At 62.1% G+C, this 15,055-nt stretch carries 17 protein-coding genes, 1 tRNA gene and 2 pseudogenes; 8 read left to right on the top strand and 12 right to left on the bottom strand.

What is annotated here, in order from left to right; translation table 11 throughout:
- Window positions 1-5: 5 nt before the first annotated feature.
- On the bottom strand, window positions 6-1,676 hold the full coding sequence (locus VFB05_RS22370) for a PAS-domain containing protein (protein ID WP_325016277.1): 1,671 nt from the start codon (window positions 1,674-1,676) through the stop codon (window positions 6-8).
- 164 nt (window positions 1,677-1,840) lie between these two features.
- On the opposite strand from VFB05_RS22370, the gene VFB05_RS22365 reads away from it, so the two are divergent.
- Complete coding sequence (locus VFB05_RS22365) at window positions 1,841-2,065, top strand: hypothetical protein (RefSeq protein WP_325016275.1); 225 nt, start codon at window positions 1,841-1,843, stop codon at window positions 2,063-2,065.
- A gap of 179 nt (window positions 2,066-2,244) precedes the next feature.
- Window positions 2,245-2,508 carry a DUF3606 domain-containing protein gene (locus VFB05_RS22360; protein WP_325016272.1) on the top strand — a complete coding sequence of 88 codons (264 nt, stop codon included), beginning with the start codon at window positions 2,245-2,247 and terminating at the stop codon, window positions 2,506-2,508.
- Between the two features lie 7 nt (window positions 2,509-2,515).
- Here VFB05_RS22360 and VFB05_RS22355 read toward each other — a convergent pair whose 3' ends face one another.
- The 3 genes from VFB05_RS22355 to VFB05_RS22345 all read right to left on the bottom strand — a co-directional run bounded on the left by VFB05_RS22355 (window position 2,516) and on the right by VFB05_RS22345 (window position 3,778).
- Window positions 2,516-2,692, bottom strand: a complete 177-nt coding sequence (locus tag VFB05_RS22355) for a hypothetical protein (RefSeq protein WP_325016270.1) — start codon at window positions 2,690-2,692, stop codon at window positions 2,516-2,518.
- A 182-nt stretch (window positions 2,693-2,874) separates the two neighbouring features.
- Window positions 2,875-3,405 carry a gamma carbonic anhydrase family protein gene (locus tag VFB05_RS22350; protein WP_325016268.1) on the bottom strand — a complete coding sequence of 177 codons (531 nt, stop codon included), beginning with the start codon at window positions 3,403-3,405 and terminating at the stop codon, window positions 2,875-2,877.
- 43 nt (window positions 3,406-3,448) lie between these two features.
- The gene (locus VFB05_RS22345; protein ID WP_325016265.1) at window positions 3,449-3,778 is read right to left on the bottom strand and encodes a DUF6949 family protein; all 330 of its coding nucleotides are present in this window, start codon (window positions 3,776-3,778) and stop codon (window positions 3,449-3,451) included.
- A 192-nt stretch (window positions 3,779-3,970) separates the two neighbouring features.
- On the opposite strand from VFB05_RS22345, the gene VFB05_RS22340 reads away from it, so the two are divergent.
- Window positions 3,971-4,678: a hypothetical protein gene (locus VFB05_RS22340; RefSeq protein WP_325016264.1), complete on the top strand. Its 708-nt coding sequence runs from the start codon at window positions 3,971-3,973 to the stop codon at window positions 4,676-4,678.
- A 24-nt stretch (window positions 4,679-4,702) separates the two neighbouring features.
- Here VFB05_RS22340 and VFB05_RS22335 read toward each other — a convergent pair whose 3' ends face one another.
- The 3 genes and pseudogenes from VFB05_RS22335 to cysE all read right to left on the bottom strand — a co-directional run bounded on the left by VFB05_RS22335 (window position 4,703) and on the right by cysE (window position 6,145).
- Window positions 4,703-4,921 carry a DUF3126 family protein gene (locus VFB05_RS22335; protein ID WP_325016323.1) on the bottom strand — a complete coding sequence of 73 codons (219 nt, stop codon included), beginning with the start codon at window positions 4,919-4,921 and terminating at the stop codon, window positions 4,703-4,705.
- A gap of 30 nt (window positions 4,922-4,951) precedes the next feature.
- Window positions 4,952-5,140 (bottom strand): annotated as a pseudogene (locus VFB05_RS22330) (DUF3126 family protein); the annotation flags it as partial.
- A 174-nt stretch (window positions 5,141-5,314) separates the two neighbouring features.
- Window positions 5,315-6,145, bottom strand: a complete 831-nt coding sequence (gene cysE, locus VFB05_RS22325) for a serine O-acetyltransferase (RefSeq protein WP_325016262.1) — start codon at window positions 6,143-6,145, stop codon at window positions 5,315-5,317.
- 237 nt (window positions 6,146-6,382) lie between these two features.
- On the opposite strand from cysE, the gene VFB05_RS22320 reads away from it, so the two are divergent.
- On the top strand, window positions 6,383-7,786 hold the full coding sequence (locus tag VFB05_RS22320; protein WP_325016260.1) for a hypothetical protein: 1,404 nt from the start codon (window positions 6,383-6,385) through the stop codon (window positions 7,784-7,786).
- Here the strand turns inward: VFB05_RS22320 and VFB05_RS22315 are convergent.
- The gene (locus VFB05_RS22315; RefSeq protein ID WP_325016258.1) at window positions 7,772-8,524 is read right to left on the bottom strand and encodes an alpha/beta hydrolase; all 753 of its coding nucleotides are present in this window, start codon (window positions 8,522-8,524) and stop codon (window positions 7,772-7,774) included. The two genes, VFB05_RS22320 and VFB05_RS22315, sit on opposite strands and share 15 nt — an antisense overlap.
- Window positions 8,525-8,553: 29 nt before the next feature.
- Entirely contained in the window at window positions 8,554-9,684 is a 1,131-nt protein-coding gene (locus tag VFB05_RS22310; RefSeq protein ID WP_325016256.1) for a hypothetical protein, read from the bottom strand.
- A gap of 327 nt (window positions 9,685-10,011) precedes the next feature.
- On the opposite strand from VFB05_RS22310, the gene VFB05_RS22305 reads away from it, so the two are divergent.
- Window positions 10,012-10,257 carry a zinc-finger domain-containing protein gene (locus tag VFB05_RS22305; protein ID WP_325016254.1) on the top strand — a complete coding sequence of 82 codons (246 nt, stop codon included), beginning with the start codon at window positions 10,012-10,014 and terminating at the stop codon, window positions 10,255-10,257.
- An 18-nt stretch (window positions 10,258-10,275) separates the two neighbouring features.
- Window positions 10,276-11,475 carry an FAD-dependent monooxygenase gene (locus tag VFB05_RS22300; RefSeq protein WP_325016252.1) on the top strand — a complete coding sequence of 400 codons (1,200 nt, stop codon included), beginning with the start codon at window positions 10,276-10,278 and terminating at the stop codon, window positions 11,473-11,475.
- Between the two features lie 22 nt (window positions 11,476-11,497).
- Here VFB05_RS22300 and VFB05_RS22295 read toward each other — a convergent pair whose 3' ends face one another.
- On the bottom strand, window positions 11,498-11,971 hold the full coding sequence (locus tag VFB05_RS22295; protein ID WP_414643239.1) for a twin-arginine translocation pathway signal: 474 nt from the start codon (window positions 11,969-11,971) through the stop codon (window positions 11,498-11,500).
- A gap of 148 nt (window positions 11,972-12,119) precedes the next feature.
- Here VFB05_RS22295 and VFB05_RS22290 point away from each other — a divergent pair.
- Window positions 12,120-12,206: transfer RNA gene (locus VFB05_RS22290), tRNA-Leu, on the top strand.
- A gap of 34 nt (window positions 12,207-12,240) precedes the next feature.
- Here the strand turns inward: VFB05_RS22290 and VFB05_RS22285 are convergent.
- Window positions 12,241-13,638, bottom strand: coding sequence for an ATP-binding protein (locus tag VFB05_RS22285; RefSeq protein WP_325016250.1), 1,398 nt, complete (start codon window positions 13,636-13,638; stop codon window positions 12,241-12,243).
- The gene (locus VFB05_RS22280; protein WP_325016248.1) at window positions 13,635-14,366 is read right to left on the bottom strand and encodes a response regulator; all 732 of its coding nucleotides are present in this window, start codon (window positions 14,364-14,366) and stop codon (window positions 13,635-13,637) included. The genes VFB05_RS22285 and VFB05_RS22280 overlap by 4 nt, the downstream gene beginning before the upstream one ends.
- Before the next feature lie 284 nt (window positions 14,367-14,650).
- Here VFB05_RS22280 and VFB05_RS22275 point away from each other — a divergent pair.
- Window positions 14,651-15,055, top strand: a pseudogene (locus VFB05_RS22275) (LPS-assembly protein LptD); the annotation flags it as partial.

The following is a 15,055-nucleotide window of genomic DNA, read 5'->3' as shown; positions in this document are numbered from 1 at the left end:
CTGCGTCAGGCCGCAGCTTCCGAGGCAGTCACCTGTTCGGTCCTGTCCTCGATCATGTTGATCAACATGTTTTCGCTGGACTGATCGGTGATGCGCAAACGCCGTACCGCGACGTATCGCTCGCCGTTGTTCGGCGTGCTGACGGCGCGGACGACAAGTTCGCGTTCGGTATTCCCGGCCAGTGCCTCGCGATCCTGGCGCTCGATGGTCTCGGCGGTTTCCGCCGGGAAGAGATCGCGCATGGATTTGCCGATGATTTGCCCGCGCGGCAGTCCCATCAGCGTTTCGGCGGCCCGGTTGACGAACAGATAACGCAGGCTGCGGGCATCCTTGGCGACGATCGCCTGTGGAATGGTCTCGAGCACGGTGGCGAGGAATTTTTCAGTGCGCTCCAGCATTCGCTCGGCGCGACGGCTCTCGGTGCAATCGTCGTGGGTTGCGACCCATCCGCCGCCCGCCATGGGTTCTTCCGAAACACGGATCAGCCGGCCATCCGGCAAGGCGACCTCGGTGACGGACGGCCTTCCTTTCGTGACCCTTTCCAGGATGGAGGCCATGAACTGTTCGACGTTGCCCTGAAACATCCCGTTCTCGGCGCGGTAAGCCAGCACGTCGCGCAACGAACAGTCAGGGCCGATGACCTCCCGCGGCACGTTATACATCGTCCTGTACCGCTTGTTGGTCGTCAGCACCTTGCCCTTTGAATCGATCATGATGAGACCCTGCGCCATATTGTTGAGCGCGGCGCTGAGCTGCCATTTGGTTTCGAGATACTTGTCGTTCAGCCGGTCGCGCTCACCCATCGCGACGTCGCGCTGATGGGCGGTGCCGAGCTCCAGCTGGACCAATTCCTCATTGCGCAGCGTCGCATCGCGAAAATTGCGCACGGCGCGCGCCAGATGCCCGATTTCATCGGGGCGGGCGTCAAAGGGAATGTCGAGATCGGTTTTGCCGGCGGCGATCAGATCCGTCGTCCGGGAGATATCGGCGAGCGGCCTCAGCATTGAGCGCCACACGACCAGCAGAGCGAGCGCGGACAACAACAGCCCACACAGGCCGAGCAGCGCAAGGTACCAGGAGGCGATCTCGGTCCGGCCCGCAAGCTCGGCAACCTGCCGGGCGCGCTCGTCAAGCTCTCGTTCGAAAGCCTCGATGTCGTTGTTGAGTGCGGTGCGCAGCGAACGGTTGGCCTCATTGTCGCCCCAGCTGCGGCCCTCGGCGGGACTGATCTTGACGGCGCGGCGCACCAGTTCGTTGCGAAAATCGATGAAGCGGAGAATTCGCTCGCGGAAAGCCGCGAAATGCTCCTCGTTGTGGAAGGCAACGGCCTTTTCCCATTCCGCCATGACCGCGGAAAGCTCGCGGTTGCGCCGCACCAACTCGTCGGCATATCGCTTCACCTTGACCGGATCGGTCGACATGTAGATGCCGCGCGACTCCATCACGATGGCATAGATCAGCGCATTGACTCGCCCGATGTTGATGGCCATCGTCGAAGAGGCCGCCAGCCCGCGCCGGTATTCGTTCTGCAACCTGACGGTCTGGATCGACATCACCACCAGCAAGGTCAGCACCACGACCAGGAGGCCGACAATCCCGGAAATCTTTTCCGAAAGTCGAAGGCTGTCGATGAATGCCAGGCAATCACGGAACAGCTTGCGGATCTTGCCGATCATGGCGAACGCTCGCATGGCTTGCGGGGATGAGACCCTTGTGTATACGCCGGCGGGCACTACCAGAAGTTTAATTGCGCCTCCGTATTTATCCGGAACTTTGTCTATGTTCACGGCAGGTGGCCCTGATAACGTCGGCGAAACATTCATCGCGAGCGGAGCCCCGCATGCGCAAGCTGATCGCCTTCGACGACGATACGTTCGACAAGCTCAAGCAATTGGCGCGCGACCGGATGGCGACGTTCCAGGAATTGGCGGACGAAGCGTTTGCCGACCTGCTCAAGAAGCATGGCATTCCGATCGACCTGAAGGACGCCCTGCGCAAGAGCGTTCGGCTCGCGGGCGAAACCGGCGGAAACGAGCGCAGGACTTCTCGAAAAACCAAGTCGTGACGGCGCCCTTCGGCGCGTGCAATGAAATTTAAGACGGGACGGAACTTCGGACGCCCGGTCAGGCTTCTCTTGGCGGCGACAGAATCTTCGCAGAGAGCGGGACAGTCACTGACCGGGTCCAGACAGCGCAATTGCAGCTTGGGGCCGGTCCCGATCAGTTTCGACCCGGAGTTAAAAAAATGCACCGTCGTCAATATAGAGCGACCCGCAACAAGCTGGACCTGACCGATCGCGTACAGGTTCGGATCGTCAGGAAACGCCTGAAGGTCTCCGAGGAGCAGCTTGCCAGCCTGGTTCGCAAGGCCGGCAATTCCATCGCCGCTGTTCACAAAGAGGCCAGCACTCAGCGACTGCTGAGGCTGCCGGCCAGCCGTATGGCGCCCGCGGAAGCTATCGTTTCAGCAGAAGCGCCGGAAATTGCCGAAGAGCAGGCGGCCATCTGATCGACTGCTAGTAAGTCAGCGTCAGCAGGCGCTGCACGATGGCGCCTAGACAAACGAGGACGACGAGCAGCTTCAGCAGATTTGAGAGCCGCTTCTCGGGCGAAAACTTGTCGATCGCCCAAAAACAGATCGCCCCGACAACCACAATAATCAATACGCCGATCAGAACTGAAATGGCGCCCATTGCCAGAATCTCCAGGTCGAATTCCCGTCGTTGATTTCAACAAGCTGGCGAACAACATGCAACATCATTTTGTCGCAGCCTGTGGAGCAGACCCAGAGAAAAAGCCGGCAAACAAGGGGTAGCCTGGCGGGCGCCGCCGTTGCACTGGCGGATCGCTCCACAAACGGAAATCCGACCGAGCCTTAGCCGATTTTCTTCAAACCGGCTTTGAAGCGCGGCCCGTTGCGCTGGTATGACTTCGCGGCGCGGCCCATTGCGGTTACCTGCTCAGGTGTCAGCGTGCGGATGACCCGCGCCGGTGAGCCGATGATGAGCGAGTTTTCAGGAAACTGCTTGCCCTCGGTGATGACAGAACCGGCGCCAACGACGCTGCCGCGACCAATTCTCGCGCCGTTCATGACAATCGAGCCCATGCCGACCAGCGCGCCGTCTTCCAGCGTGCAGCCGTGCAGAATGACGTTATGGCCGACGGTGCACTCTTTGCCGATGACGAGCGGGAATCCGGGGTCGGTGTGGCAGGTTGAGTTGTCCTGGACGTTGGAACCCTCGCCGATCTCGATCCACTCATTGTCGCCGCGGAGCACCGCGCCAAACCAGACGCTCGCGCCTTCGAGCAAGCGGACCTTGCCGATCACGGTTGCAGTCTCGGCGATGAAATAGTTGCCGGATTTGGGAAGGTCGGGCCCCTGCCCGTCGAGTTCGTAGATCGCCACAAGAGTCTCCTTACTTAAGAAGACTCTGACACAGGAAAATGGTTCAGGCCAGCACTCCGACCGCGCGCAAGGTCATGACGAAGAAGGTGCCGGACATCAAGCTCCAGAACCCCGCCAGCACCGTTGCCATCATCACAAATTCAAAGCGGCGGCTCTCGACCTGCACGCCGCGCAGCGTGTTGCGCATGATGATGAAGGGAGCCGCAAACACCAGAAACGGCACCGCGGCAAAAGTGCTCGGCGCAACGCCTTCCTGAAGAAGGCCAAAGCCGGCTGGCCGCTGCACGATGGCCTGAAATCCGCTGGTGAGCGCGCCAGCGAGCGCAAAACCGATGCAAAGGAAAAACAGCGAATTCAACGCTTCCGGGGACATTTTTCGGCACACCCACGCGACAACTGACAACGCCCCTGCTTCGCAAAATTGGGCGCGCACCGCTACAACATCCTTAAGGAAAGGTTAATGGTCGCCCGCAGGAACCGCAGCCTGCCCCCGCCGTAAACCATACGGAAGCGCGGCGGCGCGTGGCATATTGGACGTTGATTCGCTCCATCGTCCTGCCCGTTCATGACATTCATCACATCAGCCCAGACCCTCGCGCGCGTGACAACCAAGGACTGGCGCGGCCACCTGCTTCCGATCGTGCTCGGCGGCATCATGGCCGCGGCCGCACTCGCATTCGTCTCCTATCTGTTGTGGCCGACGTGGGAGGTGGACAGCGCAAGCGGGCCGGCGCGGTTGCCGATCAGCGTCGGTTCGACGCTCTTCAACGTGCCTTCGGCATCGATCCGAATGAAAATCCAGCACCATTCCGGGCCACAGGAGCGCATCGACCTCAGCTTCACCTACCCCGCGCTGCAGCCACCGGATGCGCCAAAACACGTCAGCGCCGCCGACGTCGAGGACGCCATGCAGCCGATCGACCGGATTTTTCTTTCGATCGCGGCCCATCATGACTCGCTCGCCCCCGAGATCCGCGTGCGCACCATCTTTCCGCGCTATCTCGAGCAAACCCAGACGCTCAGCGAAGACGGTCTGACGATGCGCCCGTTTCGCGAGGGCTCGCCCTATAGCGGCGAGGATCTATTTTCCGCCGTCCCCAATCTGGCCGCCCGCTGTACGCGCGAGGCATCAACGCCCGGCATGTGCTTGAGCGAACGCCGCGTCGAGGGCGCGGATCTGACGTTTCGCTTTCCACGCAGCTGGCTTTCGCAATGGCGCGAGGTGGCGGACGCGATGGACCGCCTGACGCAGCAACTGCACGGTTCGAGATAACGGGCCGAAAAGGCCAAGGCAGAATCAGCCCTGCTCGATCAGGTCGTCTTCGAGGATCGCCATCTGGAATTGGAACGAGCGATCGTCGTCCTCATCGTCGACAAAGAGAACGCCGACGAAATCCTGACCGATATAGACCTCGGCCGAGTCGTCCTTCTTGGGCCGCGGAACCACACGGATCTTGGGGGTGCCGAACACGCGCTTGAGATGGGCGTCGAGTTTCCCGACTTCCTGAACGTCCATGGCATGTTTCGAGGTGCGATCCTGTTCCCGGACCGCCATCACGAACTGAAACGAGCGATCGCCATCCTCGTCGTCGACGGACAGGACGCCGATCTGGTCGTCGTCGATGTAGACTTCGGCCGAGTCAGCGACCTTGGGCCGCGGAACCACGCGGATCTTCGCGTTGCCGAACAGGCGCTTGAGGTAGGCGTCGAGTTTCCTGACTTCCTGAACGTCCACGGCACGTCTCCAGGTGCAATTGTCTTTGAGATGCTTGGGATGATGCGGCGAGAACCGCCACCATCGTGACCGGAATTCCGGCCCGGGGTTATAGCCGCGCGTCAGGCCAACTGCAAAACGTCAATGCATGCCAGCCGCGCGAAAATCCACTGGTGTTGCCCCCTGCGGCGAAATTCAAAGCCCGATTGCGTTGATCATCTGGTCCATCGTGCGCGACGGCTCGGCACAGCCGGCCTCACCCACGATCTTGGCCGGCACGCCCGCAACGGTCACATTGTGCGGCACCGGTTTCACGACGACGGAGCCGGCCGCTATCCTCGCGCAATGGCCGACCTCGATATTGCCGAGGATCTTCGCGCCGGCCCCGATCATCACGCCATGGCGGATCTTGGGATGGCGGTCCTCGTTCTCCTTGCCGGTACCACCGAGCGTGACGCCATGCAGGATCGAGACGTCGTCTTCGATCACCGCTGTCTCGCCGCAGACAAAACCGGTGGCGTGGTCGAGGAAGATGCCGCGGCCGATGATGGCGGCCGGATTGATGTCGGTCTGGAATGCCGCCGACGCGCGGCTCTGCAGATAGTAGGCGAAATCCCTGCGGCCCTTCTTGAACAGCCAGTGCGCCAGGCGATGGGTCTGCAGCGCATGAAAACCCTTGAAATAGAGCAAGGGGTCGATGAAGCGGGAGGTTGCGGGATCGCGGTCGTAAACCGCAACGAGGTCGGCGCGGAAGGCGTTGCCGATATCGGGATCGTCGCGCAGCGCGTCGTCATAGGCCTGGCGAATCAAGTCACCCGACAGCGCGGAATGGTCGAGCCGCTCGGCAATCCGATGCACCACCGCCTGTTCCAGCCGATCGTGATGCAGCACGGTGGCATAGATGAAAGAGGCGAGCTCCGGCTCGCGGCGCACGATATCTTCGGCTTCGGCGCGGACGCGATCCCAGATCGGATCGAGTGCCGCGAGCTTGCTGCCGCCATGCGGATTGATCTGATGTTTTGCCATAGGCTTTGCCCGCAAATTCCTGTCTGGCCGCCATAATCAGGCTTGTGACCCGATTATTTTAGCATGCGGCCCCGCCAGAGTCCCCGGCCTCTCACACCAAGGTGAATGCTGGTATGAAAGAGATCGAATCGAACACCGGATTGGCCCCGTTTGCCCTACTTGGTTGGCCGTTCCGGTAAATCAAGCCGACTATTGGCGGATTTCCGCAAGCTGTGGTGTCCGGGCAAGGTCGACGGGATGGCAGATATTACCGTAACGACCTCGCCAGAACGCTCCGCCAACCCCCTTCTCGTCTGGGCGATCGCGGTTGCGATTCCCCTGATGCTGCTCGTGCCGGCGCTCTGGAACGGCTACCCCCTGCTTCAGTCCGACACCGGCGGATACCTCGCGCGGTGGTATGAAGGCTACCTCGTCCCAAGCCGCTCGACCGTCTTTGGCCTCTATCTGCACTACGGCGAAAACAGCTATTTCTGGCTCAACCTCGCCATCCAGGCCCTGGCGACGATGTGGATCCTGCAGCTGACGCTGCGCGTCTTTGGCCTGGCAAGACCTTGGCGGCTGTTCGGATTGTGCCTTGTGCTCAGCCTGGCCACGGCGCTGCCCTGGCTCGCCAGCATGCTGCTCACCGATATATTTGCCGGCCTCTCGGTGCTCTCGCTGTTCATCCTCGTCCTGCACGGCGACAAGGTTTCCCGGAACGAAAAAATCGCGCTGTTCTTCTTCACTGCGTTTGCAGCGGCGACCCACAGCGCGACAATGGCGGTGCTGCTGGGCCTGTGCATCGTGGCATGGATCGCGCGCCCGTTCCTGCGCAAGCGGATCAAGGCCTCCTCGCTCTTGCAGGGCACGCTGACCATTGCCGCCGGCGCGGTCATGCTGGTGTCCGCCAATTACGCCCTGTCCGGTCAGGTCGCATGGACGCCCGGCGGCTTTTCGATCGCGTTTGCCCGCATGCTCCAGGACGGCATCGTCACCCGCTACCTGAACGACCACTGCGCTACGCACCAGTTCAAGCTCTGCCCCTATCGCAACCAGCTGCCCGAAACGGCGGATGATTTTCTCTGGAGCCGGGAGAGCGTTTTCAACGATCTCGGCCGGTTTGCCGGGATGAGCGATGAGATGGGATATATCGCCGCCCACGCCCTGACCGAATATCCGCTGTGGCAGGCGAAGGAGGCGTTGATGGATACCGGTGAGCAACTGCTCGACGTCGCCACCGGCGAAAATACCGACCATCCGTCGCTGATGCACACCTATGGCATCTTCCGCGAATTCGTGCGGTCGAACCTGAAACCGGTTGATGCGGCGCGCCAGCAGGTCGGCCACCTCACCTTTGGCCCGTTCAATCTCGTTCACGTTCCGGTCGCGCTGATCTCGTCGGCGCTGGTCTTTGCGCTATTGATAATAGCGATCTGGCGAAGGCGAGCCGACGACGTGACGCTCTTGATGGCGACCGTATGCCTGACGCTGCTCGGCAACGCTGTCATCTGCGGCGTGATATCAGGACCGCACGATCGCTACGGCTCACGGCTGGTCTGGATCACGACGCTGGCCGTGATGATCGCGGCGATGAAGCGCACGCCCCGCGAGGACGAGACGCCCCGCGAGAACGGGACGCGCGATCCTTCACGGACGGCGTGACAGGAAATCCAGCACGCCCTCTTTATATACCTTGTCGCCGACCGCGCGCATGTGATCGCGGCGGGGGATATCGAGCACTTCCGAGCCTGGAATGACCTCGCCGAGGGCGTGCGCGGAGCCCGCAATCTCGTCTGATGTGCCGACCGCAATCAACACCGGCACGGCGATCTCGGATGCTTCCTGCCGTGTCATCAGGCGGCGGGAACCGCGCAGGCACGCCGCAAGCGCCTTGCGGTCGGACCGGGTCTGATCGGCAAAGGCGCGAAACGTCCGGCCGACCGGATCGGTGACGTCGTCGAGCGAATCCGCCTCCAGCGCCGTGGCGACATTCTCGCCGGGGCCTCCGCCCTCGATCAGGCCAATCCCGATGCCGCCCAGAATGGCGGAGCGCAAACGATGCGGCTCGCTTCGCGCCAGCAAAGCCGTCATCCGCGAACCCAGCGAGTAGCCCATGACATCGGCGCGCTCAAGCTCGAGATGGTCCATCAGCGCGGCGATGTCGCTCGCCATGACGGCGAGTTCGTACTCGGCCGAATCGTAGAGCTTGGCGGAATCACCGTGGCCGCGATTGTCGAAAGCGATCACCCGCCGTCCGCTTTTCTTCAGGTCCGACACCCAGGTCGGATAGACCCAGTTGACATTCTTGCTGGAGGCAAAGCCGTGCACCAGGACGATCGGATCGCCCTCGCCCTCATCGAGATAGGCAATTTCAACAGCGCCGTGATGAAAACTCGGCATCATTCATCCCATGTGATGAAGGTTGGAAATTAGCCGTTTGCGGCTGGGCTGACTACAGCGACAGCAGCGAGCTCGCGCCGGAGCCGCCGGCGCTTGCCGTGATCGATCCACTTCTGCGTCATCCGTTCGGTGGTGGCCTTGATCGAGACCAGGAAGGACAACAGCGCGAAGACCGCGCCGAACACCCACAGCGACAGATCGAACGCACCGGCTGCGAGCAGCAGCGCGCCGCGGCCGAGCAGTTTGATCAGCGCGCGCGTCTTGCCGCCGCTCGTCTCCGCAAGCCGCGCCGCGCGTGCGACGTCTTCCGGCCCTTCCGCGATCTTCAAGGTATCGAGCGCGCCGCGCGTGCCGGCCTTCTCGCTGATGCGGCCGACGTCCTTGGCCATCCGCACCAGCGCGCCTGCTTTTTCGGCATTGAAGGCGGCGCGAATGGCGCTCACGGTTTCTCGCGGCGATGTCGTCGCACTGGAGGCGACGGCGTTCTGGAGCATCGGTGCATCGACAACGTCACGCGCCGAGCGGCCGGCCCATTCGGTGAGCCCCTCGCCCAGCCGTCCGACCTTGCGCGCATCCTTGACCAGCGTCAGCCCGGCACGGACCGGCGCCACACCGCCGACAGTCACATATGTAGCGGCCGTCACTGCAAGGCCCGCGGTCGCAAGGCCCAGCACCAGACGGTCGGTGTCCTCGCCCGTGATCATGTGCTTGCTTTCGCGGACGACGTCCCTGATGTCGCCAAAGACGAAAAGATCACCGGCCACAGTGCCGGAAAGACTGCCGGCGTCGTCGGCATTTCCGGTCACAAGGCCGACAGCGAAGCGCTTGGCGAAGTGCGAGGTGGAGTTGTTCTCGACAACCGCCTCGTCGACGCGCGCAAGCAGATCATCCGGCAGCGCGACGTTCTTGGCCCTGGCGAGATCGACGAAGCTCATCGCGAGGCCCGCGTCGTGAACAGCCAGTGCGGCCTCGATCTGGTCGGCGATTATCTTTTGGCTCTTCCGCAAGGCAGAATTGACCTGAATGTCAGACAATTCCGCAGGGTCGTCCTGCGCCGCCAACATGGCACCAGCTTCGCGCGCATGCGGCCAGGTGGCAGCAAGCGCACCGCCGCTTACCGCCATTACGACCAAAGCCCAAGCAACACGCGGCCTTTTCATCAAAACCTGCTCGCTTTTTCATCGGCGCTATCAACGAGAAATAGTGTGCCGCTTTTACGACACAACCGCCTCGACGAAAGAAGGGCTTCTCGCGGACACCAAGATTGTGTCGAATTTGTAAGATGAAAACAGTGGCCGGGGCTACCGCATGGTTGTGGAAAATGTCAAATCCGCCCCACTATATTTCACGCGGTAGATTTGGCATGCGTTTCGTCGGGCACCGCAAACACTAGGAATCGATGGCATCCGTCTCTATGGTGGGGCCGCTTTCCAGTGGCGGAACCTGGCGTCGGTGTCGTCTGCTGCTTGCTACCTGAGGTGAATCCGATGTCCGATCATGTCGTCCCCCACTTTCACAACGATGCCGGCGTTGCCGTCATTGAGATCGGCTCCCAGGAATTCATGTGCGTCGGCGCCAATCCGCCTTTCGATCATCCGCACGTCTTTCTCGACCTCGGCAACGACAACGAGATCATCTGCCCCTATTGCTCGACGCTCTATCGTTTTGCCGCTGACCTCAAGGCTGGCGAGGCCCGGCCGCCGGAATGCGTGCTGACCGACAGGGTCGCCTGATCGGCCAGTAGCCCACCCATGGCGGCTTCACGCACGATCGTCGTTGCGGGCGCCGGGATCGGGGGACTGACAACCTCGCTGGTGCTGGCCAGGCAAGGCTTCCGCGTCATTGTGCTGGAAAAGGCCGAACGGCTTGAGGAAGCCGGCGCGGGCTTGCAGCTTTCGCCCAATGCGAGCCGCGTCCTGATCGATCTTGGTCTTCGCCCGCGACTCTCCCGCGCCGTGACGCCCGATGCCATCTGCCTGATGAGCGCGAGAGACGGCGTCGAGATCGCCCGTCTGCCGCTCGATGGCGCGGCGGCCGGCGCTGACGCGCCATATTGGGTCATCCACCGCGCCGAACTGCAGGCCGCATTGCGCGACGAGGTCGGAACCTGCTCCAATATCGAGCTCCGGCTCGGCTGCCAGTTCGAGGATGTCAGTCCGCATGCCAAGGGATTGAGCGTCGTCCAGCGCAGCGGATCAGCGCGCCAGGAGGAGCTCGCGGTCGCGCTGATCGGCGCCGACGGGATCTGGTCAACGGTCCGCGAACACCTTGTTCCCGACCTGCAGCCGCGTTTCTCCGGGCTGATCGCCTGGCGCGGCACGCTCGACACCACGCAGCTGCCGCGCGAATACACCTCGCGTCGCGTTCAGCTCTGGATGGGGCCGCATGCCCATCTTGTCGCCTATCCGATTTCCGGCGCGCGCCAGATCAATGTGGTCGCAGTCGTGCCGGGGCAATGGAACAGGCCCGGCTGGAGCGAGCCCGGCGATGGCAATGAGATCAAGACCGCCTTCGTCAACGCACGCTGGCACGCCATTCCGCGCATGCTGGTCGGCGCTGTCGACGGCTGGCGCAAATGGGCGCTGTTCACCGTCCCCGGTGGCGGCAGCTCATGGAGCGAAGGCTCCGTCGCTTTGCTCGGAGACGCCGCCCACGCCATGCTGCCGTTCGCAGCGCAAGGCGCAGCCATGGCGATCGAGGACGCGGCAGTGCTCGGCAAATGCGTCGCCGAGTGTCAGAACGAAAGCCCGGCGGCGTTCGCGGCCGCCTTGCAACGCTACGCGAGGCTGCGCAGGCCGCGCGTTGTGCGCGTTCAGCGCAGCGCGCGGCAGGCGGGTCGCATCTATCATCTGGCGGGTCCGTTCGCGCTCGCGCGCGACCTCGTCATCAAGGCGATGGGGCCGAAGCGAATGTTGTCGCGGCAAGACTGGATCTACGGCTGGCGCCCCTGAGAGCGCTGCGTCATTCTCGACGTCAATAAACCGCGCTGCCCGACTTCATTTGACCATGGCCTGGCGTCGCGGCGGGCGCGGCCGCAGGGGCTGGCTCTGGCGTCGCCGCGGCCTTGGCCGGGGTCTCGCGGCATTTGTTGGCGACCCACGCCGCATCCGCATTTCTGGCCTGGCCGCGCAGCGCGATGTAGTCGTTGCGATAGGCAAGCTCGGCCACCACCGGACCGGCAACGCCGGACTGTGCCTTGTTCATCAGCCCCTGCAATTCAGCCAGCTTGGCCGCCTGATATTTGCGCTCCTTCTCGAGCTGCTGGCAATTATAGAGTTCGTATTTCGCAGGATCCGCAAAGGCCGACGTCATGCCGTCGCTCATGTCGGCGCAGCCGGAAAGCGCCACGGCCGACGTCAATAGCATCGCGCCTGCAAAGGCAGCACGGCACGAGGCGCAGAGACGAGCGGACGAGGCGATCATGGGATGCTGGTAAACCTTCAACATTGAGGTTGCGTAAAGCAGGAGGTCATGTCCGGAATGAGGCTTTGCCTCTTCCGGGGCAATCGCTAAAAGGTTGGCAGTGGCGCGTTCGAAAGGCCGGCTCATTTCCCGGACTCGAAAATGGCGCTAACTATTTGATCCCATGATCAAAGCGGACGTGGCGGAATTGGTAGACGCAAGGGACTTAAAATCCCTCGATGGCAACGTCGTGCGGGTTCGAGTCCCGCCGCCCGCACCAGACAAGCTTCTCCCGGGCCCAGAGCGACGGCAGCTTATGCCGGCAGCTCGATCAGCGCGCTCAAGCCTCCGGCATCGCGATTTTTCAGCGTGACATCGCCACCGTGCTCGCGCGCGACGGTGCGGGCGATGCTGAGGCCGAGACCAACTCCCGCTTTCGCCGGATCACGCGCCGGATCGCGCCGGTAGAACGGCGCAAAAACCTTCTCTTGTTCGTCCGCAGGGATTCCGGGCCCATCGTCGTCGACGACGACCGTCACGCGATCATCGTCGCGAACAATATTGACGCGCGCGCCGCCACCATATTTGACGGCATTGTCGACGAGATTTGCGACCGCGCGGCGCATCATGGTCGGCCGACAGGAAATATCGACCCCGCGCCGGCCGGCATAGAGAACCTGACCACCGGCGTCGCCCGCGTCTTCGCAGACATCGCCGACAAGGATGCCGAGATCGACCAGGCTTCGCGGCTCCTGGCGGGCTTCATCACGGGCAAAAGCAAGCGTGGAATCGATCATCGCGTTCATGGCTTCCAGATCGCTGAACATCTTTCGCCGCTGTTCGCGATCGGCGACAAGCTCGATACGCAGGCGCAAGCGCGCGAGCGGCGCGCGCAGATCGTGCGAGATCGCGGCAAGCATTTGCGTCCGATCTTCCAGGAAGCGCTGCAATCGCTGCTGCATGCGATTGACGGTGCGGATCGTCGCCCGAAGTTCGCGCGGTCCGCGCTCGGCAAGCGGCGGCGCGGTCAGATCGACGCCGAGGCGATCGGCGGCCGTTGCAAAATCCCGGATGGGCGCAGCAAGACGGTGCGCGGTCAGGATCGAGATGACGATCGCGACAAACAGAATCGAAATCAGGAAGAGCATCAATCCGTTTGGAGGATGTTCCGGAAAATCGGGAATCGTAAAGACAATCCGCTGACCATCCGCCAGGGTAGCTGTGAGCTCCGCGGTGCTTGCAGGCCTCTGGTCATCACCGCCAGGCGCTGACACCCGGCGAGTAGAGATGAGAACCGGTGGCGACAACATCTCCAACTGCATCCCCACGAGTTGATGCAGCGCGTAAAGCAGCCCCTCTTCGTCGCCCGCGGCCTCGGGTCGGCCCTTCGTATCGAGCGCGACCTCGAGGTCCGGCTGCGTCATGTCGGCAACAATCCGCGGGCGTTCCGAGACAGGCGCGGATGCCGCCGCTCGTATGGTCGCAACAATCCTGCCAGACAGCAGTGACTGGTTGTTTTTGACCTTGATCAAGGACACATTGCCTTTGGAAAGGATGTAATGTGTGCGCGAATTGTCTCCCGCGCTCCGCAGGTAGCGGTTCGTCACCACCTCGTTCAAGCCAATGGCCGTCACAAGGCCGAGAATGATCGCAAGAATGATCGCAGCCGCAATTCTCGCTGCGATGCTGTTCAACCTCGAAAGCATATTCATGATACGGGCACCACAACGACATTGGTGGCCAGGATATAGCCGCCGCTGCGCACGGTTTTGATCAGCGTCGGCGTCTTCGGATCGGGCTCGATCTTGCGGCGAAGCCTGGAGACCTGGACGTCGATGCTCCGGTCGAACGGATTGGCCGAACGTCCGCGCGACAAATCCAGCAATTGATCCCGCGACAGCACGCGCCGGGGCCGCTCGGCAAATGCCAGCAGCAGGTCGAATTCGCCGGCGCGCAGCGGCACCAGCGCGTTCTTTTCGGAAAAAAGCTGACGGTGCGTCACGTCCAGGCGCCAGCCGGCAAATTCCAGAATGCGTTTTTGGTCCGCCGGAACGCCCGTCGCGTGCGAATTGGTGCGACGAAGCACGGCGCGCACGCGCGCCAGAAGCTCACGCGGATTGGCCGCCTTCACCACATAGTCGTCGGCTCCCATTTCAAGGCCGATGATCCGATCGACCTCATCGCCCACCGACGTCAGCATGATGACGGGCAAGTTGCTGGTTTCGCGCAAGCGCCGACACAGCACGAGGCCGTCCTCGCCCGGCAGCATCAGATCAAGGATCACCAGATCGATGCGCGCGTTGGCCAGGATCTGCTTCATCTCGCTTCCACGGTGCGCGAGTGAGACGCGGTAGCCCTGCTGGCCCAGGAATTTCGATAGTAACGAGCAAAGCTCTTTGTCGTCATCGACAATGAGCAGATGTGGTTCAGCTTTCGCCACCGAAAATTCCTTCGATAAACCCCGCTGTCCGCGTTGGCATTTCAATGACCCATAACACCGGTTCGCCCAGGGGTTGACCGCCTCCGATGAGGGATTTTGTAACCTTCTGTAACCTGCCATTGGGATGCAACACTAGGCAACATTTCAGGCGTTTTTGGGCATCGCGGAGACATCAACGCTGCGAGTTTCCCGTCTAAGACACCAGCCGTAAACACGGGATGCCCCGCGCATCGATTCGACAGCCGATTGTCGGGCGCTCGGATGGCAACGCATTGAGGCTAGTGTTGAAGTTCTCGATCGCTGGCTGCGTTGCCGAGGTCAAACCAATCCTGCACGAGCGCAGCGTCTGCGTCGTTCTCGTCCGGCTCACGCGGGTCGTGGCCTGCCTGATCCTGTGCACAGCGGCGGGCGAAATCGCGACCCCGTCAACGGCTTTCGCTCAGAGCTTCAACTACAATCCGAGGCCGCCCAAGCCGGTCACGGTGCGTCCGGCCAATGACGGCCAGATGCTCGTGCAGGCCGCGGAGGTCGACTACGACTACAACAATTCGCGGGTGTCGGCGGTCGGCAACGTGCAGCTGTTCTACAACGGCACCAGCGTCGAGGCGGACAAGGTCATCTACGACCAGAAGACCAAGCGGCTGCATGCGGAAGGCAACATCCGCATGACCGATGTCGACGGCAAGATC

It is taken from the genome of Bradyrhizobium sp. (assembly GCF_035652035.1).
Classification (GTDB): domain Bacteria; phylum Pseudomonadota; class Alphaproteobacteria; order Rhizobiales; family Xanthobacteraceae; genus Bradyrhizobium.
This window is presented reverse-complemented; position numbering and strand designations above follow the sequence as displayed.